Source organism: Lacipirellulaceae bacterium (assembly GCA_040218535.1).
In the GTDB taxonomy this organism is placed as follows: Bacteria; Planctomycetota; Planctomycetia; order Pirellulales; family Lacipirellulaceae; genus Adhaeretor.
Map to the genome: position 1 here is coordinate 693,390 of JAVJRG010000005.1, position 25,090 is coordinate 718,479.

Here is a 25,090-nt window from a genome sequence, read left to right on the forward strand (position 1 = left end):
TGGAGAAGGTCATGAGGCGTTTTTCCAACGCCGGATGTGGCATTTCGACCACATGATCTGGGCGAAGAGATCGATTTTGCCGGCTATAGCGGTGGTCCTACCAGCAGTTCCCCGGAACGAGGGCGATGAACCCCACCGGGGCGATCTTTTCCTGGGATTCCAGCCGTATTTCTTGCTTCCCTAGCTCCCCCGAATTACCATCAGAACTAAGGGCGAGATAGCGACTTACGATATCTCGACACCATGGGGAACTAGCGGAACAGCGTTCGGCTCAGAGGCACTTCGCCTCGAAAGCATATGCGGGTCGGACTTCAAGATCGGTAAATCTGAGGTTTCTATGTCTATTCGTGATCGAGTCGGTTCAGGCTTCGGGAAAGCAACCCTCGCGGTTGCCGTTTGCTTGGCACTCTCGCTTAGCGCGTCCTCAAAGGCGTTGGCACAATTTGGGATGGGTGCAGGCACGGGAAGCACCCAAGGTGCCAGTGAGTTCGCCGGTGTGGCCGTTGATGCGGACGGCGTTCTGCGCCGGGTCGCCGCAACCGATCGCACGGGCCAACTGCTGAAGCGACGCGCTGCCGAAGCTTGGGCAAATCTTGAGCGTGATCTTCAACAGCCAAGCAAGCTTCGGAAAGTTTCTCTGACGCGACTGGCTGGGCTCGTCGATCAGGCAATTGCCGATGGTCATGGCCCCGATGAGGTGATGCAAAACCTCGCCGGTCTGACTCGCATCAAGTACGTGTTCTTCTATCCCGAGACGCAAGACATTGTCATTGCAGGGCCTGCAGAGCCTTGGGTCGAGACCGAGACCGGTCGCGTGATCGGCATGAAGACTGGCCAGCCCATTATGGAGCTGCAAGACCTTGCCGTCGCCCTGCGTACCTTTGCTCCAGAAGGTAAAAAGAACCAGCTCGTTTACTGTTCGATCGATCCAACCCAAGAGGGTCTGCAGCGGATGCAGCAGTTCCTCAGTCGAGTCGGCAGCCCCCGCAGCATCGGCGACCAACAGTTCACCAACTTTGTCGTTGAAGGACTTCGTGAAAGCCTCGGCTTGCAGACCATTTCGATTGGCGGCGTGGCTGCGAATACGCACTTTGCTCAGGTATTGGTCGAAGCTGACTACCGAATGAAACTCATCGGCATCGGCCTGGAGCGTCCCCCGGTGCGGATTGCCAGCTATGTCGCCCTGGCGAACCCCGCCACTGTGGCACGCAACGCGATGCAGCGATGGTTCTTTGTGCCGAACTACGAACGCGTCAAAGTGAGCGAAGATGGTCACGCGGCTGAGTTTGTTGGTTCGGGGGTTAAACTCGTTGGCGAAGACGAAGTCGTTGATGGGACGGGAACGCGTTCGGGCTCGGGCGGCCAAAGCCGAGCCAGCCGCAAGTTCACTCGCAGCTTCACGGACAACTTTGAAGAACTTGCCAGCAAGGCTCCGGTCTACGGTCAACTTCGCAACTGTGTTGATTTGCTTGTCACCGCAGCGTTTATCCAACAAAACGGCTTGTACGAAGCGGCCGGTTGGGACCTTGGTGCCTTAGGAAACGAGGAGCTCTACCCCGTGCAGAACCTTAACACGCCAAAGCAAGTCGCCACTGCGGTAAACAGCATGTGGAAGAATCGCCGGTTGATGACTCCTGTTGGTGGTGGTGTTGAAATTCGAGCCGACCAAGCTCTCAGCTCTCAAAACTTGATTGCTGACGAGCAAGGCGACGTCGCCAAAGTACGCGATTCAATCGATCTGAGCGACCTGCCTGCCGACCAATGGTGGTGGGACTGATCGATTATTTCGCCGCGGTGCTCGCACCGCGCTTGCACGGTATTCGCACCAGCGCCGAGCAAGCTCGGCGGCTAAACGCCCTGGCTCGTTGTAATCACTCGCAGGTCGCACACGTTTGTGTTCGTAGGTCCGGTCTTCACTAAGCTATTGAGTTCCTCGAAGAACGAGTAGGCATCGTTTCTTTGCAGGTAATCAGTTGGCTCCAAGCCCTTCTCTTTCGCTTGTCGGGCGATTGTCTCGGTTACGATTGCCCCAGCGGCATCGGTAGGCCCGTCCTCCCCGTCGGTTCCCCCTGAGAGCAATGCGATGCCCTTCCAGTCATTGAGGTGATCGAGTGCCGCTAGGCACAACTGCTGATTCCGTCCACCGCGCCCTCGCTTTTCTTTCGGGGCGAGTTTCACGACGGGTTCGCCTCCTGAGATGAGACAATCTGGTCCTGACTCGGTCTTGTCGAAGTTCTGACGCATCGTGCTGGCCATGTTTGCCAAATGCCGACCGATCTCTTCTGCTGCGCCCTCGGGTTCGCGAGCAGAAGTCATCGCGTGACTGTATCCGAGTCTTTCGGCGACGACACCAGCAGCATCAACTGCCGTGGCGTTATTGCCGATCACGAGGTTGGTGACCTCGGCAGTTGGCTCCATGATTTTCGAACCGTTGATGCTTTTGATGGCAGCCACGGCACGCTGACCGTGTTCACTTCCGGTGAGTCCTAGTGTTTCGAGCATCTTGACTGCCTCTGCGGACTCATCGCCGCAGGCAACCGTTGGCCCCGAGGCGATCGAATTTAAGTCGTCGCCGAGCACGTCGGAAAGGATGAGCGAAATCATCCGGCCCGCACGACAAGCTCTCGCTAAGCCTCCGCCTTTGACCTGACTGAGTGAGCGTCGGACGAGATTCATCTGCTGGATGGTCGCACCGCTCGCCGACATTTCCCGCGTGAGCGCGACTTTGTCTTCGAGCGAGATTCCCTCAATCGGCATGGGCAGCATCGCCGATCCCCCGCCCGAGACTAGACAGAGGCAGGCGTCGTTCTCATCAAGCGAACTAACGAGATTGAGGATCTCTTGAGTGCCGGACACCGCTTCGGTGGTCGGTTCGTTGACTCCGGCTGGTCGAGCCGGGTGAAGGTGAATGCGCTGCGTCGGCTCAATGCAATCTGCCGGCACGTTGACCCAGCCTTCGAGCCGCTTCTCCGCCATCAGCTTCGGGCCTAGCGCTTGTTCCAAAGCAACCGCCATTCCGGCCCCTGCTTTCCCAACACCCACCACGGCGATCCGTCGAATCTGAGGAAGAGCAAGTTCGAGATCACCAATGAGCAACGTTTCGTTCTGCACCGAAACCCATTCGGGGATGAGATTCGCCGGACGAACGGCATCGACCCCCGCCTGCCAGATCGCCAGGGCATCGTCGCGAAGCTGCTTTTCAGAACGTGGTTTTGAGGGGTTTTTCATGAGTATCAGGGCTTCCATTCAGAGCCCCAAACGTTTTCGCAAGTTTTTTAGCGTTTAATCATTTTCCTCGTTGACTCGTCGGGCCAGTTTCCGATAATCGATTCTGCAAGTTGAGAGTGAGTCTCACTAGCAAGTCCCTCCTTAACTCCCTCTGGAGCCGAAATAGATGAAAAGCCCCTCATTTTCCAGTGCCAAGCGTGGCCAATCTACAGGTTTTACCTTAGTAGAATTATTGGTGGTAATCGCCATTATCGGTGTTTTGATCGGGTTGTTGCTACCGGCGGTCCAGGCGGCTCGTGAGGCGGCTCGACGAATGAGCTGCTCGAACAATGTTCGCCAATTGGCTCTCGCGATGCATAACTATGAGAGTGCCCGTAGCGAATTCCCTCCGAGCTTGCACTTAGGCGTGAATCAGTATCGCTGGAGTGCCTTGTCACGCGTGCTTCCTTATGTTGAGCAAGAAAACCTCGCCGGAGCTTTTGAGTTTGACCAAGATTATCACAACGTTTTTTTGAATGGTGCTCTCCTAAAATCGCAACGCGTCGAAACTCTGATCTGTCCTTCGGAAGAACGCGACGAGCCGCGGCTCGATGGTAATGGCGAGCCACGTGACTACATCACGAACTACGGTGTGAACTGGGGTGTCTGGAAGGTGTTTGATCCTGCCACTGGCGAGACGGACGGTCCTTTTCCACCGAACGAAGGTTTGCCCGGTCGCCAAATTGCCGATGGCATGAGCAACACGCTCATGATTGCCGAGGTGAAAGGTTGGACTCCTTACTTACGCGATGTTGGTGGCGACCAGCCTGTCGTCACGGATCCCAGCCAAATCAGCGGGTTGGGTGGAAACTTCAAACAAAACAGCGGCCATACTGAGTGGATTGACGGACGCGTACATCAAAGTGGCTTCACGACGACGTTCGCTCCCAATACGGTTGTGCCTCATGTGGCTGACGGGGTGACTTACGATGTCGACTTCAATAGCAATCGCGTTGATGGTTGGACCCCCGGCATGTCGGCTGCTGACTATCGGGCTCTGCAAAATGAGGACCCAACTTATGCCGCGGTCACTTCACGCAGTTACCACTCAGGCGACCTCGTGAACGTGGCGATGATGGATGGCTCCGTGAAGAGCGTGACCAACAGTATTGACCTCCTGGTTTGGCGTGCGGCTTCGACTCGCGATGGTGGGGAAGTGGCAACGCTGGAGCAATAAAGTTTTCCTCGGGCTACTTAAACCGCAGCAAGGCATACTTCTTTTTTCCGCTGCGGAGCACCACGGTGGTTTCGCTGGCTAGGTCTGCGGTCGTGACGGTTTGTTCGATCCCTGCCACGCGACGGTTGTTGACGTAGGCTCCTCCCTGTTCGACCGTGCGTCGGGCCTCGCCGTTGCTTTTGGAGAGTCCCGCTTCGCGAAGCGCTTCGATGATCGGCAATCCTTCGCCGGTAAGCTTATCACTCGGCAATTCCTTGCTGGGGACTTCCGAGAAGATCTGACCGAGCTGCTCGTCGTTCAAATCGGCGATCTCCGCGCCAAAGAAAATCGAGGTAGCCCGTTCAGCGACTTCTAATCCTTGTTCTCCGTGGACCAAACGAGTCAGCTCTTCCGCCAATCGTTTTTGAGCGGTTCGCTTTTCTGGGTGAGCGGTTTGGACGGTTTCGATATCTTCGATTTGCTCGCGTGACAGGTCCGTGAGCATCCGCAGACACTTCGAGGCATCAGCGTCGTCGACGTTGACCCAGTATTGGAAAAACTGGTAGGGCGAAGTCCGCGCCGGGTCGAGCCAAACAGCACCGCTCTCGGTTTTGCCCATCTTCGTGCCGTCGCTTTTCGTAAGCAGCGGCCAAGTGAGACCAAGGAGTTGCGGCCGTCCCATCCGACGAGCGAGGTCGATGCCGGCGGTTATGTTGCCCCATTGATCGCTGCCGCCGGCTTGGATTTCGCAGCCGTGCTCGTCATGTAAGTGGACGAAGTCGTATGCCTGCAGCAGCATGTAGCTGAACTCCGTGTAGCTCATGCCGGTTGCATCGTCGTTGGCATCCTCTTCGCCGCGGCCAAGTCGACTCTTTACGGAGTCTTTCGCGAGCATCACATTCACCGGAAAGTTCTTGCCAATGTCGCGCAGGAACTCGAGGTAGCTCCAAGAACCGGTCCAATCGAAGTTGTTGGCAAGGACCGCGGCATTTTCTTTCGCCTCGAAATCGAGGAACTGCCGCATTTGTTGGCCGATGCCCTCGACGTTCTTGGCGAGGGCTTCCTTGCTGAGGAGATTTCGTTCAGCGCTCTTGCCGCTGGGGTCGCCAATCATTCCGGTGGCACCTCCGACAACAGCAATCGGCTTATGTCCGGCCTGTTGGAAGCGTCGCAGCACGATCAGGCCGAGCAAGCTGCCAACGTGCAGACTATCGGCCGTGGGGTCGAAGCCGGCATAGACGGTGCGTGGCTTTTCATCGAGCCATGCGGAAATCTTCTCGTCAGCGGTCGTTTGGTGTACGAGACCGCGCCACTGGAGTTCTTCAAAAAAAGTCATGTGCTAGGGATGAAGGTTGAGGAATGAAGGATGAATGCTTGATGATAGTGATAGTCTCGTGGCTGCGAAACGCGGAAACGACTCGCGAGCAATGCGTTTGTAGCTCAAAGTTTTGAGGCTTCAGGGCTCTTGAGTCGACCGTGCGAGTCCTGAAGCCCGAAGTCTGAGGTCCGTAGCTTCTCATCTCCAGAGGTCATCATCGGCGAAGGGGTTCACGCCTCCGGTCTTTGGTTTGGGAGCTGCTTTGAGGATCTGCTCGGCAAGGCGGAGGTCGGCTTTCGTGGTTATTTTTAGGTTTGTCGGTGCAGATTCGACGAGTGTCACCGCTTCGCCGAGGCGTTCGACCAACTGAGCGTCGTCGGTGGCCGGCTCGTCGCTTCGACCGGCGTAAGCACTCTCCAGCAGATCGCGTCGGAACACTTGTGGGGTTTGAGCTTCCCAGAGTCCCGTCCGGTCCACGGTTTCCGAAACCACTTCCCCCTGACCGGCCCGCTTCAGCGTGCCGGTCACACGCGTTGCCAGCAATGCGGCGTTAGTCTTTGTAGCAGTATCGAACACGGCCTCGATCTGTTTCTCGGTAACGCAGGGCCGGGCCGCGTCGTGAACAGCGATGTGGTCGATTTCCGGCTTTAACTTCTCGATTGCATTGGCGATCGAATCGCTCCGCTCCTTTCCGCCCGTGCAAACCTCGACTCCGAGGATGACGATATTGGCTCCGAACTTTTGCTGGAAGGTCTCCAAATCTTCTTCGGCCACAGCGACGATCACTTGCTTGACGTCGTCCCGCGCGAGGAACTTTTCCGCCGAGTGCAACCAGACAGCTCGTCCCGCAAGCATGGCGAACGGCTTTTTGTAGTTCTTGTCCCCAAAGCGGCGGCTGGCTCCGGCGGCGGGGAGGATGACGGCAAAATTGGGCATTGGGTTCCAGGGAATGTGTTGGGGGTAGTTACGTCAATCGTAGGTTTTGCACTTATGCACGCAGTTGCGGTTTGGGCGTGCAAAAGTCCAGCTTCGGTTTTCTGCCCGATGGTTGTAAGTCCTGGCATCTTGGTCGTTTAAGTGTACCGTCTGACATCGTGCCTTTTACTTTTGCTCTCTGTAGGACTCTGGAAGAAGCAAGAGTCGTTGACGTAAGTGGCTTTGAAACAACCATCGTCTGACGAAGGGTGCTGATCGATTGCGGGGCATCTGTAGTCTATCGCAATTCGGCGTAGGTCGCTGCCACGTTTCTTGGCCAGCAACTGCGGGCGAAGCAAAAAAAGCGGCGGAGTCTTACCTTGCGCGGGATTATCATGATAGAGCGATGAAGAACGATCAGCCTGAGAAGCAAACGCCGCCTGACGACCTGCTGCTAGCGCGATTTGTCCAAACCAAGGACGAGGCGGCATTTCGCGAGCTTGTTGAGCGACACTCGGGATTGGTGCTTGGTGTTTGCACGCGGGTTTTGCACAGTCGTCATGACGCGGAGGAAGCCTTTCAGGCGACCTTCATGGTGCTGGCTCAGAAGGCGGACCGGATTGAGATCAAGAGCACGTTGGGCCCGTGGTTGTATGGCGTGGCTTATCGTGTCGCCTTGCGGGCGGCGCAGAAGCGTGCTCGCCGACGAGAAGACACATTGATTACCGAGGTTATGGACAAGCAAGATGTCTTTGCTGACTTAACGGATAGCCATTGGCGGGCGGTTTTGGATGATGAGCTGAACGCGTTGCCGAAGAAGTACCGCGAACCGCTCGTCCTGCATTATCTGCTTGGAAAGAAGAATCCCGAGATCGCCGCCGAACTGGGTCTGACGGTCCGCACCGTCGAGGGTCGCCAACGGCGTGGAAAAGAGAAGCTGCGGCGACGGCTCGCCTTGAAGAAAATCAGTTTGCCGTTGGCCGTGGCGACGCTTGGTTCGGCCAGCCAGTCGCTCGAAGCGGCTACGCTCGAAACACTGGTGGAAAGTACGGTCCAGGCCAGCTTGTCCTGGGTTGCCGGCAAGGAGTTGGCAGCAGGTTACGAAGGAGCGGTTTCACTCGCACGTCCGGAGGTAGTTGCTATGCAAAGTTCCATGATTCCCGCCGCGGTTTTGGCAAGCGTTTTGATTGTTGCTGGGGCGACGTTCGGGTTAGCTGGTGAAAAGGGGGCAAAAGCGGGTTCGACTGGAGAGGAAGCTAGTGCTGTGAAGCTGGCGGGCGACGACGCTTCTCCTGCTGCGAAACCGTTGAAAGATGTTGCCGTGCAGCTTGCTGCGGCGACAACGGAAGTATCGACACCGATTGCTGAGCCGGCGAAGACGCAAGCGATTGGCTATAACCCATTCTCAGATGCGGGGAAAAATTATCTTGCTTACCTCCCGCGGACGCTTCGTGTCTCTGAACGTAGAATCTACGAGACATTGGAAGAGACACTGACGAGCTCTTTGGATTTTCAAGAGATACCACTTAATCAGATCATCGATGTCATCAGCGAAGAGTATGGCTTTACGATCGTCTTCGACCGACCCGCCCTTGAGGAGTTTGCCATCAGCGAAGAGACAGAAGTCACCATAAAGCTGAACAACCTGCCGCTGAAGTCTGCTCTCAATTTGATGTTGGCTCAGGTCGAGGATCTTACTTATCTGGTAAAGAACGATGTGCTACTGATTACTTCACAAGATGTTGCTGATAGCTATTTGGAAACGCGCATTTACGACGTCAACCCGATAGGTCTCAACTCAGACGCAATCACCAAGGTCCTTGAGGCGACTGTGGAACATGATTCGTGGAGCGTCAATGGCACCGGGGAAGGAATGTGCGAGCCGATCAGCAATGGGCTCATTTCGATTAGCCAGACCCAAGCCGTGCATGAGCGAATCGCGGCGTTCTTGGCGGAGCTTGAGGAGCAGGTGGAGGGGCGGTAGTAAAGCAGTGCCATCGGGAAGGTTGATCGCGTACAGGGATGCCCGGAGGGCAGCAATAGCCCTAGCCGGTGCCGTTAGCCTCCGGACAAAGTTCCAGTTCCAAGCACAGAGGCCTGTAGGGTCGACACAGACTCCGGGGTTGAGGATGTGTCCCCCCTACGGGTCTTAGATTTTCATGTTCATGCATCCCGGAGGCTCACGCCACCGGCTAGGGGTGTATTGGCCCCTCGGGCCAACGGACTTTTCGCTTCGCACGATTGCGAGAAACTTGCTAGATTACGCTACTGACGAACCACAGCGAAATCCTTGTTTCCTCCGAGCTAGACGACCATGAGCGACGGACAGCCCTCCTCAGACGAACCCCAGAACGCAGATCCCCAAGAAGATGATCCACGCCATGGGGAGTTGATCGGCTGGTTACGTGAGCAGAACCATAGCGACGAGGAGATTGAGCTGATCATGCTCAAGGTCGCTGAGTACGACAAGCAGACGACGCGGGAATCGATTTTCGATTCGATCGACGCGGGCCATTTCGATTTGTCGAAGATCATTGGCGAAGCGCTTGAGAAGCCGGGTGACGACGCTGAATAGTTTTTATTAGCCGCGGATGGACGCGGATAAACGCGGATGTTTCTCGTTCCGTGAACGGCTCCTACAATCGTCTCTGTGTTCATTAGCGTTCATCTGCGGCTAAATTTTTTTGATGAGTCTTTTTATGGACGCGAAGTTTTCCAATCAAACTGAAGGAAACACAGCCCTCGTCACCGGGGCCTCTGGTGGCCTGGGTAAGTTGTTCGCCGAAATCCACGCTGCGCGGGGAGGAAACCTCGTCTTAGTTGCGCGTAGCGAAGGAAAACTGGCTGAACTCCAAAGTGAGTTGCAGGAGAAGCACAAAGTCCATGTGACGATCTTGCCGCGTGATCTTTCGACTCCGACTGCCGGCGAGGAACTGGCGGAGGAGATTCGTGGTCAGGGAATCCAGATCGACTATCTGATCAACAATGCGGGCTTTGGCGGGCATGGACCGTTTATCGAACGTGAGTGGCAGCAGGATCGTAGTATGATTCTGCTGAACGTGCTTGCTTTGACCGCACTGACGCGCGAGCTGGCCCCGGCGATGGTTGAGCGTGGGCACGGGAAGATCTTAAATGTCGCTTCTGCGGCAGCGTTCATTCCGGGGCCTTTGCAAGCCGTTTACTATGCGACCAAGGCGTACGTCCTTTCGTTTAGCGAAGCCTTGGCGAATGAACTAGCAGACACTGGAGTCACGGTCACGGCTCTTTGTCCCGGTGCTACGAAGACAGGTTTTGCAGATCGGGCCGATGCGGGTGCGACTCAGGCCTTTAGTTCAGCGGCCTCGGCGGACGATGTGGCTAAGTATGGCTACGAAGCGATGCTTTCCGGCAAAACCGTCGCGGTGCACGGACTGCAGAATAAGATACTGCTGCACGGCTTGATTCGATTCTTGCCGCGGTGGTTGATCACGAAGATTTCGCGCTCGACGATGGAAAAAGGGTAACGGAAAAACGATGGGTAAGGATACTCCCTCACAGTCTGAAACGCCCGAGATCGAGACCCCCGAGATCGAGACTTGGTATGTCGATGACATTGATCCTGCATTGGCGTTGGAAATCAGTAAACTTCTTTGTACGGTTTGGCCTAAACCGGATCGAACGCCTGAGTCACGAGCGCAGCAGCTTGCCGAGGAGCAGGGAAAATACTCGGGGCCAAAGTCTCAGGCTCCTCGGAGTTTTCTCATGAGAGAGCATGGCAGGGTGATCGCCCATTCCGCCATTCTGCCGCGTAAGATTCGAACTTCTCAAGGAGAACATGTCGTTGCCGGTTTGGCGAAAGTTTGCTCGGACCCGAAGCAGCGGGGGCGGGGATTGGGTGAGCGTATCGTCCGGGCCGCCTTGCAAGTCGTCGATTCTGGCGAATTCGAAGTCATGCTTTTTCAGACCAGCATCGAAGTCCGACCCTTTTACGAGAAGCATGGGGCTCGGGAGATCGAGAATCGAATCGTCAATTCGCTGGCCGACGATCCCGATGCGAATCCCTTCTGGGATCGTGTGGTGATGATCTATCCAAGTGACGCCGAGTGGCCTGAGGGCGTGGTGGATTTACTCGGGCCGGGGTTTTAGGTTTTCCCAGGGACTCCGGCGGCTCGTAGAGCCGCAGCTATCGAGCAATTTTTTATAGCGATGTGCGTTCGGCGCTGCGTAGTTTTTCGCGAGCGCGGCTCAAGAGAGGGCCAACACTGTTGGTTGGCATGCCGGTCGTTCGGCTGATCTCTTGGTAGGTTTTTCCTTCCAAGTGATACATGCGAACGATGCTGGCTTCTGAGTCTTCGAGTTGTCCGATCAAGCGTTGGACTTCTTCCTGGTCCGTGATGCGTTGCTCGACCGAGTCGGTGGCTGCTTCTGCCTCTGCTGGAATCGCGTCCAGCGAGACGGACTCGTTTTGCTTGAGTAGCTTGGCAACGGCAACCCTGCGAGCGATCACAGTGAGATAAGTAGCAAGGCTCGCTTGGCCGCGGAAATCTCTGAGGACACGATAGTCGTCACGGATGACCGTGAGCAGGATATCCGCAGCGAGGTCCTCGCGATCGGAGTTGGAAAGCATGATCGAACGGCTCTGGGCACAGTGATTGATCACGTGCAAAACCAGGCCGGTGTAGCGATCAACGAAGTCTTCCCATGCGTTGGCTTTGTGGGCCAAGCAATCGGCGATGAGCGTGCGATCGATGTCGGAGAGAGCCACGAAAGTTACCTGAAAGGAGAGGACGCCCCAGACGCGGACTGCTGGCCTACCCGGCCCGTAAGGCTAAAGCCGAGGTTCGGTGAACCCTCTGACATGGTATTAGCAGAAGCAGCAATCGCCCGTCTACTTCGATTCTAAATACGAGCAACGCGAGCGGCAAGCGAACAATCAGCCTAAACCGTCCCAGGCCCAAACTTTAGGGATTTTCGCCATGACCGGTTCAATCGTTACAGTCTGCCTAAGCGTATGACTTGACGCTTGCGTCACAGAGTCTTAGGATCGGCGGCGTGGCGAGGGGAATTCCCGTAGGTTAATAATCGGAAGTCCTTCCCAGGTAAACACTTGCCGGAGGTTTGCCGATAGGGGTATCATCGCCTACCAAAGGGGTAGTTTCGACGACTGTGCCAATCGCGTAGACGCCGGGGCCGACAAACTAGACGAAATGACAGAGACCGCCGAGTTGGGTGGTCGCAAGGAGAAACACACAATGACGCACGTTGTTGCTGAACCCTGCTTCGGATGCAAGTACACTGATTGCGTAGTCGTTTGCCCAGTCGAATGCTTCTACGAAGGGGAACAGATTCTTTATATCCACCCCGACGAATGCATCGACTGCGAAGCCTGCGTACCAGAGTGCCCAGTTGAGGCGATCTTCCACGAGGACAACGTGCCCGAAGAGTGGGAAGGCTTTACTGCCCTCAATGCAGAAATGGCTCCTCAGTGTGAAGTGATCACCGAGAAGAAAGAGCCACTTGTCGACGAGTAAGCTCGAAAAGACAACACCAGCTGTGAATCAATTACGCTGGCCCACTTTGAGTGGGCCAGCGTTTTTCTATGCGCCTCACAAATCGGTGATGGGCCGGTTGTAGGGATAGTGCGAGTCGCGCGGCAACGTAGCGTGGGAACTAATGCGAAACGCCTAAGCCGAGATTCGATATGGGCGTTGTTCTGGCTTTTCGAGCTAGGCTTTCAATACGGCGGTCTGCGAAACAGGCTGCCATTTCCCCTGAGAAAAAGCGGTCCCATGTTGTTCGATCTAAGCAATCGTCAAGCAAGCAAAGCCAAGAAGCACCCCTTAATAGGGACCGTGCGTCGCGGTACGGCTGCTACGGAACTGGCCGTTTGCTTGCCCGTGATTGTGCTTGTCGTCTTTGGGTCGATTCAAGCGTGCGGCCTGATTTATCTCAAACATTCCGCCACGAGCGCCGCCTACGAGGCGACACTCGAACTGGCCAAGCCCAATGCTTCGAACACGTCGGTCATCGCACGGGCTGAGCAAGTGCTCACGGCTTTAGACATCACTGGAGGAACGGTAGAAGTCTTGCCCGAGGGAACGAACGTCGCTCAAGCAACCGCCGGAGATGCGATCAGCATCGTGGTGACAGTACCGGCTTCGCAAAACCTGTTAGTGAATGTGTTCTTCACGAATCCTGATATCGTTATCGCTCGTCTTGCTGCTACTAGGTAAACCTACTGAGGTTAGCGTCAAAATGAAACTCTTCTCCGAATCTCGAAAAAACCCACTGAGCCGGAATCCCCGACGAGGCGCCATGTTGCCTCTCATCGCGTTCCTGCTCCCTGTGCTGCTGATCTTCCTCGGCTTTGCCGTCGATTTGGCTTATATGCAGAACGCCCGGATGGAACTGCGTGCGGCTACTGATGCGGCTGCACGCGCAGGTGCCACTGAGTTGTCGCGCACTGAGAATGTCAACCAAGCCCGTTTGAAGGCGTTAAACGTAGCAGAAGCAAACATGGTGGCCGGAGCGCCGCTGAAGTTGGCTGCCTCGGACGTTGAGATTGGTCGCGCGATTCCTGATTCCAATGGTCGATGGGTTTTCACGCCTAATGCGACGCCGCCGAATTCGGTTCGCGTGAATGGCCGGCGGAACCAAGGCTCTGTTAGCGGGACGATTCCGTTGTTCTTTGGCAAGATCGTCGGGAGTCAAGACTTTGAACCGGTTTCCCAAGCGACGGCCAGCTTTTTGAACGTGGATATCTGCCTGGTGCTTGATCGTTCCTCGTCGATGAAGCTGCGTGATGATTCCAACGAGCAAGGCATGTTTATTAGTGACCCACGTTTGTGTAGTGCTCCCTACAGCAACAGTCGCTGGGTAGCGTTGGACGGGGCGATTCGAGTTTTTCTTGACGCCTTGGCGGATACCGATGCGGAAGAACAGGTCGCACTGGCGACGTACTCCAGTGACCTGTCGTACTTTAGCCCCCCGCTTTGTGGTGCTTACAGTCAGCCGAGTCGACTTGACTCCACGCTTCATACTGACCTGAGTCGCATTGAAGACGAGATGGACGACTACCTCAACGGCGTGTGGAACGGTAACACGTACATCGAAGCGGGGATGCGAACCGGTCTGGCGGAACTCACCCATGCAAGCCGATCGCGTGACTTCGCGGACAAGATTATGATCGTGCTAACCGACGGCCATGAGAACGTGGGTGACGCGATGCTGGCGGCCAACGATTGTTCCGACGCGGGGGTGATCGTCCACGCAATCACCTTCAGTGACTTCGCCGACCAAAACACGATGCGGAACGTCGCAAACGCAGCCGGCGGTCGACACTACCACGCCCCCGATGGCGATTCGCTTCGCGATGTCTTCCAAGAACTTGCAGCCCAGATTGCACGCTTGACGCAGTGATTGCTAAAGCTGCCACAGGTTACATTTTCCGATTTAGAGCTAAATCTCAACGGGTCTCGATATGACGAATCAACATTCTCGACTCCATATCAACAGTCAAAAGCAACGCGGCGTGACGACGGTGGAGTTCGCTCTCACCGCGCCGATTTTGTTCTTGCTGGTCTTCGGCGGGATTGAGCTGAGCCGCGCGAACATGCTGATGCACACGGCTGACATTGCCGTGATGGCGGCTGCCCGACAGGGAATCGTCCCCGGGGCGACGAATGCGGAATGCGTGGCGGCGGCTCAGGCGGAGCTGACGATTGCGGGGATCAGCTCGTTCAATCTGGAAATCAACCCGACGGAGATGAATGACGGAACAACGCAAGTGGTTGCGAACCTGACGGTGCCCGTGAACGGCACCAACGGTTACTTCTTGCCGCAGTTTTTCGTGGGGCGGTCGATCTTCAAGACCGTGACCCTACAACGCGAAGGGAAACACGAAGACGTCGATAACGAAACGGCCCAAACCGCTTCTGATCCTACGGGTGCCCACGACGGAGGTGGGTCAACCTACTACAACCACAATCCGGGACCTGGCCATGGAGGTGAGGACGAATCAGAGGACGAGAGCCTCAATAACTACGGAAACCATCACGGTTCAGGCGGTGGGAACTCCGGAAACGGCAACTCCGGGAATGGGAACGGACACGGGAACGGACATGGCAATGGCCACTAACGCGACTGCCCCTTAGTAGTAACCTAAGCAAAACAGGCAACGGAACTGGTCGTTCCGCTGCCTGTTTTCGTTTGCTGGCTCGCTCTGGAAAAGGACGAGCTTTACTTGAGATCGACCGACCAGTACGCCGCGTCGAGGAAGGTTTTCCAACTGGCGTACTTGGGGTTGCCCAGCTTGATGGTCATCAATGGGCTTCGCTTGGGTCGGATTGGCTGCTTGGCGAGTTTCATGCCCGCTTCCTTGGGAGTGCGACCTCCTTTGCGGACATTGCACTTCACGCAAGCACAGACGAGGTTCTCCCAAGAAGTTTCACCACCACGGCAAGTAGGCAGCACGTGGTCGAGGCTCAGCTCGTTCGTGGGGAATCGCTTGTTGCAGTACTGGCAGCGATTCTCGTCACGGGCGAATACGTTGCGACGGTTCAACCGCACACGCTGCTTCGGCAGTCGGTCGTAGTGCAACAATCGCAGCACACGGGGAACGCAGACCTCGAAGTTGATGCTGCGGATCCAGTCCTCGTCTGGGCACTCTTCCTTGAACTCGGCACGCAGTTCGCTGATCTCGCGCCACGAATCGAAGTCGTAGTTGCCGTAGACGCCATCCTCAATGTGGATGACTTCGGCAATTCGATTGACCAACAGGCCAAAGGCACGACGGACGTTGATTACGTGAACCGCCATGTATTGACGGTTCAGCACTAACACACTGGCATCAAGGTTGCTCGCTCCGTTGTTCAACATTCGACCGTTCGCTCCTTGGCATCTCTGGGTTATTCGTCGTGACTCGTTCTTGTTCCTTGTGCCTGACTTGTCATAGGGATTGCCTTGGTAACGGGCAATCACTGCTGCGGTTGTAAGCCAGCACCGTGTTCATAAGAACCGATGACTAGCTAGAACCTAAGCGAGGATCATTAATTAACTGCGAAGAAGACATTGCCTGGCGGGACGCGGCAACGTCCAGACGATCTTGGTTGATCGCCTTCAAGCCTAGCGATGCCTAGAACAACATCCCACGGCTTGCATCCACCTGCAGACACATCCTTCAGAGGCTAGAAAACCTGAAAGGTTCGCTCGCCTACTTCCATTCTAAGCGGAGGGAATCGCGAAAGCCAACTACGAAAATCCTAGGCTTTTCAATGCCTGAGCAGTGTAGCCAGTCAATGAACTGTTTCATCGCCACGTTTAAAAGGGTGATCGCTTGTCACTTGATGTGCAGTGGGCACGCAATTTGCTGACTTAGTTGCTAGTTTTTTTCGAGCGGAGAGCAACTCTAGGTATGAGTAAAAACTCCTACAAAAAGAAACTGAAAATTGTCTTCGCAAAGCGCGAAGTTTCGCTTGCGATGCGGGTTTGATTGTCGTTAGGATGAAGTGATAAGGATTTAACTGTCGGCTCTTCGAGCTTGCAAAGTTGCCAGCCTTTGAAACTGGCAAACGCATGAAGCAAGAGCGACTTCTCATCACCCAGGGGCGGGTACATGATTCATTACACTTGCGATTCCTGTAAGAAACAGATCGACCCTGAACAGGATGTTCGCTACGTCGTTCGCCTCGAGGTTTACGCCTCGCTTGGCGCCGGCGACGGCCCGGAAGATGACGACCGGGACCATCTTGAAGAGATTCAAGACATTCTTGAAAGCCTCGACGTCGACGAAGAAGAGATCGGCGAAGAAGTCTACCACAAGTCACGCTACGATCTGTGTAGCGTTTGCCGCGAGCGGTATCTGCGGAACCCGTTGGGAAGAGTTGCCCGCCAGCAGGTTGGGTTTAGTCAGAATTGAACCCCCGCACCCTAAGGCAAATCATCGAATGCAAAAACGATCGGCCTACGCTTTTCTGACTGATCGTTTACGTTTGTTGCTTCTCTTCACCGCGGTGGCTCTCGCTTGGTCGCCGGCAAACGAAGCTAGGGCCTTGCCGCCACTCGGCCTGACCCAAGTCGAGTCAGCAAGCCAATCGTTCACCTTCGGTGTTGGCCTTTCAATCATTGACGGAGAGGCTTACATCAGTACTTCGTCAGGCGTTTGGACCGTTGATGGAACAGGGAGTACTGATTTCACTACGTTGGTCCATAGCGAACTTGGAGTCACGACAGGCGGACTATCTCGTGTTTCGCAAGTCGTACAGTCCCTTGATGGCAATCTCTATGCTGCAGGAGTTTTTCCTGATCCAACTTTTGGGAGTTCGGCGGCCCTCTTCGATATCAACGCCCCAAACAGCCAAGTAGTAACTTGGCGATCAGTTGAATACATCGTCGGAGTCGATCACAATAGGCGGGCGATTGGAGGTATTGGCGACGTCTTTGCTGCAGAATATTTACCTAATGGTATGTTCAACGAACTTGGTGTTCCTGACGGTTGTTTGCCAGGGGACTGTGAATCTTCTCAACGCGTCACTGCTACCTCTGAAAGTGGTTCTGCCATTGGAAGTGTTAGAATACCCAATTCCCTTGGTACTGGTGTCGGGTTATGGAATCCTGATGGGTCGGCTAGCATCCTAAGTTTATTTGGATCTCCAAGTGGCCTAATTGCTGATCGGCTAGATGTTCAAGGGCTGAATGCAGCTGTTCTTGTTGACGGTTTCGAGTATCACTTCAATCTGGGATTGAATGAGGTCTTGCTCCAAAGAGACTCAAACGGAGAATTGCTACCCGAGAACGGCAGAATACTTGTTTCCCAGTCTGACTTTACTGTATTAGGAACAGCCAATAGCCAAGGGTATTATGGTTACTACCCAAGCATCGTACCGAACGATCCCAACGCTGCTGTTTCACTCGAAGAGCTTTTTCCCGAATTGAAATCGATCAACTATTCGCAAGTCACCGACGTTTACGCGGTCGAGAACCGTATCTATATGACCTTGGGTGGACCTGATGGTCTCTACCTCTTCGGCGCGATCGCTCCTTCACAGGTTCCGGAGCCCTCATGTTTGACTCTCGGGTTGCTTTCGTGTTTTGCACTTAGCTACGGGAGTTGCATTCGTTGTCAGTCTTGAGCTTCTAGCGTTGCAAATACGGTGACTGTGCAACACCCCCTGCCGGGAGTCGTTGGACCGGTTGGGTCGCCGCCGGAACTGGTGCGGGAGTCGCAGAAGAAGCGCTAACTCCAGTTGCCGGAGCCAAGGGCAAACTAGCCACACTCGCCGCTGGTGTAGGGCCGTACCAATCGGCACCAGAGAGTTGCCCGCCGACGGTGGGGACGGGCTGGGCTTGGAAGCCTCCCGGGGCGGAGGCTGGATTTCCTAGGTCCATCAACGGCACGCCGTCGGGGGTTGGCATCGTCCAGAGTTGTGGGGCGGCAGCCAGTCCGTTGATGGCGACGGTGCCCATGTCGATGTTGAGTGACAACTGAGCAGCGGGCATCTGGATGCTGATTTCTTGCGGCAGCGAAACACCCGCGGCTGGATCGTAGCGATGCGACTTCGCGATACTGCTGGCGAGCAGTGTGCCATCAGCGGCATAGACGTGCTGTTCCAGGATTTGTGCGGTGCTGGAATTCACAACGGTGTTTTTGGTGAGTTGTCCCATCGGCGTGTTCATCACGGAGCGGATCTCGAGCGTGCCCTTGCCGTGCGGCGTGGGGCCGTCGTGGAAGTCGCCTGGGTTGAACTGCGCGAAGCCGATCGCGTCGAGCAGCCACTCGGGTTGGATCGGCATCATCTGTTGGGCCTGGCTGCCGGCGAATTGATCGTGGCGAGCGTAATAAACCGCGGGCGGTTGGTTGCGACGCACCCACAGCCAGAAGAGCTGGTCGTTGCTCCCCAGATCGACTTCCGCTCCCGTCAGCGCGGTGGAAGCTTGCAGCCGAATGCGTCCCGGCTGGCCGGGGATCGAGCGCTCAGCCGCCAAGTTGCCACGGAGTGAGGGAACGCCTGGCATACCGGGGACGCTAATCGAAGCATTGTTGGTTTGCAGGCTTTGGATCTTCGCTGCGTTGGCGTTTACGGCGCTGATGACTTGGTCTAGTGACATGCCGGGTACTAAGACTGCCGGGGCAGGCGGGCCAGCATTGCTGAACGGGTTGCGCCAAGTCGTACGGCAACTGCTGAGCGTTAGCACGCAGGCTGAGAGACTGCAGAGCAGCGCTAACCGTTTCATGTTCTTAAGCGAGTCAAGCAAAGTGGCTTATCCTGCGTAGAGCAGCTGATTGATTCTCTCTTGCATCTGTTCCGCCTGTTCGGTGCTGGGTGTTTCGACAGGCAGACGGTACTCTTCACTGCGACGATTACACGCGAGAACCATCGTCTCGCCCGTTGGTTCATCGAGCGTTTCTTGCAAAGTCAAAACACGACGGCGGATGAGCAGCAGGCCAAGAACGTACCGAAACGTTGACTGCTCCGCTTGGTCGGCCAGTTCAACGAACAGGTTGAGCAACACTTCGTTGGGAGCGAGCTTGACTTTTCCGTCGTCTTTGTCGGGGATTTCGAAACGCCACCAACCGAGAATTAGGGCTTCCTCGTTTTCGTTATTGGGCTGCTGCCAGTGTTCAGCGGAATAATCTTCACGGACGGTCTCGGCACCATCACTCTTGATCACCGAGTAGCAAACTTGCCCAGGTTGGAGCTCGACGCCCGAAGTCGCGCAGGTGCGCGTGCAGGTTTTTACGTCGAAGTCGTTGAGCATGATGATTCTCGGAGGACGGCGGAGAACCGCGGGAGAGTAAGAAAAACCTCCCAGAGCGGCAAGCGAAACCAGCAGTGCTAGCAGGGTGATCGCGGCGTAGCTTCACAAGTTCCGCTTGGCAGGCTTTCTTAAGTGGCGTATTCTCCGCCCAAGTGGACGAAAGCCATTAAATGCTCATGCAGCGTAACCTCATGCAGCGATCAGGAAACAAACTCGATCTCACGAGCCCCGCCACGCCGCCCAGCGCGAGCGTGCGTGATGGTCGTACCGAAGCGTCGCGATTTCTGGGCGTCCATTTCGCGTGCTGCGAAGTGTATTCACGGATTTATGTCAATCGAGAAGGCACCGCCTACGTCGGCCATTGCCCAAAGTGTGCGGGGCGGGTTTCGTTCCAGATTGGCAAAGGAGGCACGAGTAGCCGCTTTTTTAGTGCCGGATAATCAAGGTTGGTGCGAACCTTGACCAGTGACCCTGGGTCGATTAAAACAAGACCAACGAAGTTGAACTTTGACTGCGATTTTTTCGATGCCGAACTTACTACTAAGCCTGCTCCTACTATTACCGCCGCACGGCAGGCTCTGAGGTTCGTACGCAAATCATTAAGCACACCAAGAACCCTGAGGCCCGCCAAGGCTTCAGGGTTTTTTTCGTTTCAGAACTTTTCACTTTTCCGTTTTCCACTATAGAAGAACCATGAGTACCGCAGAGAAACCGATCGTCATTTTCGACACCACGCTTCGCGACGGCGAGCAGTCCCCTGGCTGCAGCATGAATCTCAATGAGAAGCTTGAGGTTGCCCAGGCGCTGGTTGATCTCGGCGTAGACGTTATCGAAGCCGGTTTTCCGATTACTTCGATCGGCGACTTTGAAGCCGTCTCGGAAATTGCCAAGATGGTTTCGGATGCCACGATTTGTGGCTTGGCCCGTTGTCGCGAACAGGATATCGATCGGGCGTGGGAAGCACTTCAGCACGGCAGCAACACGCGGATCCACGTGTTTCTTGCCACGAGCGCGATCCATCGCGAGTTCAAACTTCGCATGGACAAAGATGAGATTGTCAAACGTGCCGTCGCTGGCGTCGAACGGGCGCGCAATGTTTGTGACAACATTGAGTTCTCACCCGAGGATGCGGCACGGACGGAGCCTGATTTCCTCTGCCGTGTGGTGGAAGCGGCCATCACCGCCGGTGCCACGACCGTTAACATTCCCGATACCGTCGGCTACGCAACGCCGGCGCATTTCCAAAAGGTGATCGACACGTTGATGAACCGCGTGCCGAATATCGACAAGGCGGTGATCAGCGTACATTGCCATAATGATCTTGGCCTCGCTGTAGCGAATAGCTTAGCAGCCGTCGAGGCGGGGGCGGGGCAGATCGAGTGCACGATCAATGGCATCGGCGAGCGGGCCGGGAACTGTTCGCTCGAAGAGGTCGTCATGGCGATGCGAACACGCGGCGACTATTACGGCAAAGACACGCGAATCAACACGCAGCGGTTGGTTCCAACAAGCCGTTTGGTTTCAGGAATCACCGGCATGACGGTCCAGCGGAATAAAGCGATCGTCGGCCGCAACGCCTTCGCCCATGAAGCAGGCATTCACCAAGATGGCATGCTCAAAGAACGCTCGACCTACGAGATCATGCGCCCCGAAGATGTCGGCTTCACGAAAACCGATTTGGTCCTTGGTAAACACAGTGGCCGTGCCGCTTTAGCGGACCGGGCAAAAGCGCTCGGTTTCCACATTGATGGAGAACAACTCGACGCGGTGTTCGCAGATTTCAAAAAACTTGCTGACAAGAAGAAAGAAATCTACGACGGGGATATCGCTGCTTTGATCGAGAATCGCAATACGCAAGTCGCAGATCAATGGCAATTGAAGTCTTACGAGGTGCAGGCCCACAGTGACGGTAATCCCAAAGTCACGGTAACGCTCGCTCACAATAATGAAGAAACGTCAGCTACGGTTGACGAAGGCGATGGCCCCTTGGACGCGTTGTTCCGTGCGATCGAAGAGATCACGGAAACTTCAGTAACCGTACGGGACTTCCGAGTGCAAAGCGCCACAAAAGGAAAAGACGCCCAAGGTGAGTCGTTGATCGAGGTGGAACACAACGGCAAAATCTACCGAGGTCGCGGCGTCTCAACCGATACCGTCGAGGCGGGTACGCGAGCGTTTCTAAACGCCGTGAATCGCGTGCAAGCGGGCTTCGGGCAGCCGGTAGGCGAGTCTCGCGAGACAGTTTGAGCCTACGCCCCGCTTCCCAATCAATCATTCATCAATCATCATTCCTAAATCAGTAATACGCCCGGCCGAGTGGCGGAATTGGCAGACGCTCTGGACTTAAAATCCAGTGGGGGGTAACCCCCGTGCGGGTTCGAGTCCCGCCTCGGCTACTTTGTTGTGGTGCTTTACAGGTTTGGAACTGCCGACGATTCTTTTGGCAGACTCGTGCTGCTTGTGTCTCTTATGCTTGCGTTTTTATCCAGGATCAGTTGTTGTTTACTTCCGCTCTTTCTTCTTCATGTGTCGGCGACAGTCGCCAATGAAGGTTCGGAAAGACCGAATGTCATTTGTATCTTGAGCGACGATCAGGGCTGGGCTGATATTGGGTACAACAACCCTAAGGTTTACAGCCCACATCTCGACAGCTTGGCGAGTGGGGGCGTGACCTTCACCAAGCACTACGTGACACCACAGTGTACGCCGACTCGGGTTGCACTGATGACGGGGCGTTATCCTAGCCGCTTTGGACGTCCCGCACTTGAGGCGAACAACGAGCCCGCTTTTCCTAAGGGGACTCCAACGCTCGCCACGATGTTTCAGCAAGCAGGTTATCGCACCTATCTCGCTGGGAAGTGGCATCTTGGTTCGTACGCTGCTCACGGACCAAATCATTTCGGGTTCGAGAGTAGCTATGGCTCTCTCACCGGGGCTGTGGGGATGTACGATCACCGTTATCGGGCGGGCAAGTTTGGAGAGACGTGGCACCGTGATCACCAGTTGATCGAGGGTGCAGAGAATGGTGTGCATGCCACCGATCTCGTAACCGACGAGGCCATTCGTGTTATCGGTCTCGACGAGGAGGAGCCTTTTTTTCTTTACTTGCCTTTTCACTCTGTCCATACACCGCTTGATGAACGGGGAAAATTCGTCGATCGACCAACGCAGCTTGATCCGGAGAATCCCGAGCGCTGGCTTGATGAGGAAGAGATTCCCTGGTTCAATGATCCCGCCGGGAAGATTCAAAGCGAGCCTGATCCCGAGAAGCGATTGTTATTGGCGGCAGTGCATCATCTCGATGATTCGATTGGTCGGATCGTCGCCGCTTTAGAGAAAACAGGTAAGCGAGAGGACACGCTTATCTTGTTCTCTTCCGACAATGGCCCGCAAGGATCTTGGGGAGGTAATGCCTACCCTGACGATCTGAAGCTCACGGATTTCAACCAGCCATTGCCGTTCCGCGGAAAAAAGGTCGACGTTTGGGAGGGAGGGATTCACGTTCCCGCTTTTGCCAATTGGCGTGGACGTGTTCAGCCCCGCGAAGTCGCGGACGCTGTGCATATTGTCGATTGGTTTCCCACCCTATGCGGGCTGCTCGGTTCCGAGCCTCCGACGGAGATTGAATGGGACGGAGTCAACATTCTGTCGGCCATCTTGGCCGGAGAACCTACTCCGTCACGCGATTTCTACTGGGTTTGGGGGCGGCGAACCAATCGTTGGGCGTTACGCTTTGGTGATTGGAAGATTGTGAAGTATGGGAAAAGTGCCCCTGCGTCGGAGAGCGACTGGCAGCTCTTCCATCTTGAGAACGATCCTAAGGAATCGAATGATGTGTCCAAGGGTCATCCTGAGATCGTGAAGTCACTTCATGCGAGGTTTCTCAAGCATCGCATGAAGGACTCTGAGTAGGGTTTCGGTAACCGGCGCGAATTCAGGTTCCCGAACGTTTACTCCTAGTGGCGGTTAACCCCACTATAACTGAGCAAAGTAGCAAGAGTGCATTCGGCTCAGGAATCGCGAGCGGCGCGACTTGCCGCAGCACGAAAGTTGCTTTGCCGTCCAGGACACCATCAAGAGCGTCGTCGATGGAGAGGCCAAGCCAGTAAAAGGCAGTCGCTCCGTCGAGGTGGGCACCCTCGCTGTAACCCAGGACGTTTGGGTCCATGATGTCGTCTGAGATGGGCATTCCTGTGAAGAGGCCTGTCTCCTCATCGGGCGGGGGAGTTGTGAGGAACATCAGTCCGTCGCCAGGTCCCGAGGGGATGAATTCCCCCATGGGACCGTAGGTGCCCAATTCCATCTCAAAGGTGTCCCAATCCTCACCGCTGAAGTTCTTGACGAGCTTGTCGAGGGCGAACAGTGCCGATCCGCCCGGCGAGGCCATCGTGACTTCGATTTCGAGCTCAAATTCGGGGCCGGTGAAGACTTCCTCTTCGAGCAGGAGCGTTGGCAACCCGTGGTGAGCAAACCCTTCAAAGCTTTCCACCGTCACCGCCCAGGGACCCTCGACACCTACCAATGCGATGCTTTCAACCGCATGCGATGGGGCAGAAACAAAGGCTGGGTCGTAAACCGGGTCCGTATCCACGGCAGTCCAACCGCTGTGCTGAGCAACTGCCAAGATGTCGATAGCGCTCATCGACTTGCGGACTGCCGGCTCGACAAATGGTGAGAAAAGGGGATCGCCTGTCAGGCTTGTTGGACTCATCGGATCGTCGTCGATATGGGCGAAATCCGCTTTTGGTATCACGGTTCCAGCGAAGGGTCGCGGCGCGGTGATGGTTCCCCAGTCAGGAGCGATGCCGTTGACGCCGAGCAAGTGTCCGATTTCGTGTTTGAAGATTGTCAGCAGGTCGATATCGGCTGCAGCCCCGGTGCCACCTCCGTAGACGCGGCCCGTATTGACGATGCCACCACCGAGATCGTCCGTAAAGGTTGTCAGTGGGCCGTACTCAGAGTTGTCCGTTGGAGAGCTATCTAAAAAGAAAGAGCTGGATCCGTCGTTGTCGATGATGATCTTTCCATAGACGGCTGGCTGGGGCGAGGTGCCGATGGCGAAAGCCGTAGCAATGTTGCCTGGATCGGGGCGGGGTCCCCATCCGTACTGGATGGTAATCGTATGCTCGTCGTCGATTGCTTGCTCCCACCAGGAAGCTGCTGTATCGAAGATCTCAGTGAAAGAGCCGCCACCGACAACCGTGCCCGGTTCAGCGCCGCCGAAGGGAATCGTTCCTCCACCTGCGGCCATGCCGGCTGGGTCAAACGGAGAACCATCACCGATGAACTCGCCCACGATGGTGATGGCTGAGGTCGGCAGAGTTGTTGATGCTGATAAGAAAAGTGTTGCTACCGCGGCGATCCAAGGTCTGGAGGGCCGGGGTTGAAGATACCAGTTCATTAGCTTGCTCCGAGAAAAGAATGCGGTAGGAGGGCAAATTCGGGCTAGACACAGTGTAACGGGGCGTATCGGCGGGTTCCGTTGTTTGCCTCAATCTCCCTCAAATCCGCCTGAAAACCGCTGAAATCAGTCGAAATCAGACGCGATCCCGCGATCGTAAATCGCCCTGCGACAGTTCGGAATTCTTTGGAATCGTGCGGCGGGTTGAGGCAGCCACCTCTCGCTAGGCGTTCGGAATGATCGGGTTGAGAGGGTTGTTCCGCTTAGCGACCTATCTACGGGTGATATACCGCTATCC

Annotated in this window: 23 protein-coding genes and 1 tRNA gene; 16 read left to right on the plus strand and 8 right to left on the minus strand. The window is 55.5% G+C overall.

Translation table 11 applies throughout. From position 1 onward, the window contains the following. Window positions 1-337: 337 nt before the first annotated feature. Entirely contained in the window at window positions 338-1,777 is a 1,440-nt protein-coding gene (locus RIB44_02990; GenBank protein MEQ8615540.1) for a DUF1598 domain-containing protein, read from the plus strand. Window positions 1,778-1,848: 71 nt separating this feature from the next. On the opposite strand, the gene RIB44_02995 is transcribed toward RIB44_02990, so the two are convergent. Next, window positions 1,849-3,228: a DUF4147 domain-containing protein gene (locus RIB44_02995; protein ID MEQ8615541.1), complete on the minus strand. Its 1,380-nt coding sequence runs from the start codon at window positions 3,226-3,228 to the stop codon at window positions 1,849-1,851. Between the two features lie 166 nt (window positions 3,229-3,394). On the opposite strand from RIB44_02995, the gene RIB44_03000 reads away from it, so the two are divergent. Beyond that, on the plus strand, window positions 3,395-4,444 hold the full coding sequence (locus tag RIB44_03000; protein MEQ8615542.1) for a DUF1559 domain-containing protein: 1,050 nt from the start codon (window positions 3,395-3,397) through the stop codon (window positions 4,442-4,444). A 13-nt stretch (window positions 4,445-4,457) separates the two neighbouring features. Here RIB44_03000 and tyrS read toward each other — a convergent pair whose 3' ends face one another. Together tyrS and ispD are read right to left on the minus strand one after the other, a co-directional pair. Continuing rightward, on the minus strand, window positions 4,458-5,759 hold the full coding sequence (tyrS, locus tag RIB44_03005) for a tyrosine--tRNA ligase (protein ID MEQ8615543.1): 1,302 nt from the start codon (window positions 5,757-5,759) through the stop codon (window positions 4,458-4,460). A gap of 180 nt (window positions 5,760-5,939) precedes the next feature. Next, entirely contained in the window at window positions 5,940-6,677 is a 738-nt protein-coding gene (gene ispD / locus RIB44_03010; GenBank protein ID MEQ8615544.1) for a 2-C-methyl-D-erythritol 4-phosphate cytidylyltransferase, read from the minus strand. A gap of 385 nt (window positions 6,678-7,062) precedes the next feature. Between ispD and RIB44_03015 the strand changes: the two genes are divergently transcribed. From RIB44_03015 to RIB44_03030, 4 genes are all read left to right on the plus strand, one after another. Continuing rightward, window positions 7,063-8,640: a sigma-70 family RNA polymerase sigma factor gene (locus RIB44_03015; protein ID MEQ8615545.1), complete on the plus strand. Its 1,578-nt coding sequence runs from the start codon at window positions 7,063-7,065 to the stop codon at window positions 8,638-8,640. A gap of 330 nt (window positions 8,641-8,970) precedes the next feature. Next, a complete protein-coding gene (locus tag RIB44_03020; protein MEQ8615546.1) occupies window positions 8,971-9,231 on the plus strand; it encodes a hypothetical protein in 261 nt (86 codons plus the stop codon). A gap of 124 nt (window positions 9,232-9,355) precedes the next feature. Beyond that, a complete protein-coding gene (locus RIB44_03025; protein ID MEQ8615547.1) occupies window positions 9,356-10,159 on the plus strand; it encodes an SDR family oxidoreductase in 804 nt (267 codons plus the stop codon). Window positions 10,160-10,169: 10 nt separating this feature from the next. Continuing rightward, the gene (locus RIB44_03030; GenBank protein MEQ8615548.1) at window positions 10,170-10,781 is read left to right on the plus strand and encodes a GNAT family N-acetyltransferase; all 612 of its coding nucleotides are present in this window, start codon (window positions 10,170-10,172) and stop codon (window positions 10,779-10,781) included. 52 nt (window positions 10,782-10,833) lie between these two features. On the opposite strand, the gene RIB44_03035 is transcribed toward RIB44_03030, so the two are convergent. After that, entirely contained in the window at window positions 10,834-11,400 is a 567-nt protein-coding gene (locus RIB44_03035) for a sigma-70 family RNA polymerase sigma factor (GenBank protein ID MEQ8615549.1), read from the minus strand. 487 nt (window positions 11,401-11,887) lie between these two features. On the opposite strand from RIB44_03035, the gene RIB44_03040 reads away from it, so the two are divergent. From RIB44_03040 to RIB44_03055, 4 genes are all read left to right on the plus strand, one after another. Beyond that, window positions 11,888-12,166 carry a 4Fe-4S binding protein gene (locus tag RIB44_03040; protein ID MEQ8615550.1) on the plus strand — a complete coding sequence of 93 codons (279 nt, stop codon included), beginning with the start codon at window positions 11,888-11,890 and terminating at the stop codon, window positions 12,164-12,166. A 258-nt stretch (window positions 12,167-12,424) separates the two neighbouring features. Further along, window positions 12,425-12,868, plus strand: coding sequence for a TadE/TadG family type IV pilus assembly protein (locus RIB44_03045; GenBank protein MEQ8615551.1), 444 nt, complete (start codon window positions 12,425-12,427; stop codon window positions 12,866-12,868). Window positions 12,869-12,950: 82 nt separating this feature from the next. Further along, window positions 12,951-14,054, plus strand: a complete 1,104-nt coding sequence (locus tag RIB44_03050) for a VWA domain-containing protein (GenBank protein MEQ8615552.1) — start codon at window positions 12,951-12,953, stop codon at window positions 14,052-14,054. 61 nt (window positions 14,055-14,115) lie between these two features. Then, window positions 14,116-14,772 (plus strand): TadE/TadG family type IV pilus assembly protein, encoded by a 657-nt coding sequence (locus tag RIB44_03055; GenBank protein MEQ8615553.1) that lies wholly within the window; start codon window positions 14,116-14,118, stop codon window positions 14,770-14,772. A 101-nt stretch (window positions 14,773-14,873) separates the two neighbouring features. Here RIB44_03055 and RIB44_03060 read toward each other — a convergent pair whose 3' ends face one another. Beyond that, window positions 14,874-15,512: an HNH endonuclease gene (locus tag RIB44_03060; protein ID MEQ8615554.1), complete on the minus strand. Its 639-nt coding sequence runs from the start codon at window positions 15,510-15,512 to the stop codon at window positions 14,874-14,876. A gap of 736 nt (window positions 15,513-16,248) precedes the next feature. Here RIB44_03060 and RIB44_03065 point away from each other — a divergent pair. Together RIB44_03065 and RIB44_03070 are read left to right on the plus strand one after the other, a co-directional pair. Beyond that, window positions 16,249-16,551 carry a hypothetical protein gene (locus RIB44_03065; GenBank protein ID MEQ8615555.1) on the plus strand — a complete coding sequence of 101 codons (303 nt, stop codon included), beginning with the start codon at window positions 16,249-16,251 and terminating at the stop codon, window positions 16,549-16,551. Between the two features lie 28 nt (window positions 16,552-16,579). Next, window positions 16,580-17,764, plus strand: a complete 1,185-nt coding sequence (locus RIB44_03070; protein MEQ8615556.1) for a hypothetical protein — start codon at window positions 16,580-16,582, stop codon at window positions 17,762-17,764. Window positions 17,765-17,768: 4 nt separating this feature from the next. Here RIB44_03070 and RIB44_03075 read toward each other — a convergent pair whose 3' ends face one another. Continuing rightward, window positions 17,769-18,887, minus strand: a complete 1,119-nt coding sequence (locus RIB44_03075) for a hypothetical protein (GenBank protein MEQ8615557.1) — start codon at window positions 18,885-18,887, stop codon at window positions 17,769-17,771. A gap of 6 nt (window positions 18,888-18,893) precedes the next feature. Then, on the minus strand, window positions 18,894-19,391 hold the full coding sequence (locus RIB44_03080) for a hypothetical protein (protein ID MEQ8615558.1): 498 nt from the start codon (window positions 19,389-19,391) through the stop codon (window positions 18,894-18,896). A gap of 176 nt (window positions 19,392-19,567) precedes the next feature. Between RIB44_03080 and RIB44_03085 the strand changes: the two genes are divergently transcribed. The 4 genes from RIB44_03085 to RIB44_03100 all read left to right on the plus strand — a co-directional run bounded on the left by RIB44_03085 (window position 19,568) and on the right by RIB44_03100 (window position 23,303). Further along, on the plus strand, window positions 19,568-19,831 hold the full coding sequence (locus tag RIB44_03085) for a hypothetical protein (protein MEQ8615559.1): 264 nt from the start codon (window positions 19,568-19,570) through the stop codon (window positions 19,829-19,831). Window positions 19,832-20,084: 253 nt separating this feature from the next. Beyond that, on the plus strand, window positions 20,085-21,638 hold the full coding sequence (locus RIB44_03090; GenBank protein ID MEQ8615560.1) for a 2-isopropylmalate synthase: 1,554 nt from the start codon (window positions 20,085-20,087) through the stop codon (window positions 21,636-21,638). A gap of 63 nt (window positions 21,639-21,701) precedes the next feature. Next, a tRNA-Leu gene (locus RIB44_03095) sits at window positions 21,702-21,787 on the plus strand. A gap of 73 nt (window positions 21,788-21,860) precedes the next feature. After that, window positions 21,861-23,303 (plus strand): sulfatase-like hydrolase/transferase, encoded by a 1,443-nt coding sequence (locus tag RIB44_03100; GenBank protein ID MEQ8615561.1) that lies wholly within the window; start codon window positions 21,861-21,863, stop codon window positions 23,301-23,303. Between the two features lie 22 nt (window positions 23,304-23,325). Here the strand turns inward: RIB44_03100 and RIB44_03105 are convergent, their stop codons facing one another. Continuing rightward, window positions 23,326-24,792 carry a hypothetical protein gene (locus RIB44_03105; protein MEQ8615562.1) on the minus strand — a complete coding sequence of 489 codons (1,467 nt, stop codon included), beginning with the start codon at window positions 24,790-24,792 and terminating at the stop codon, window positions 23,326-23,328. Between the last annotated feature and the right edge of the window lie 298 nt (window positions 24,793-25,090).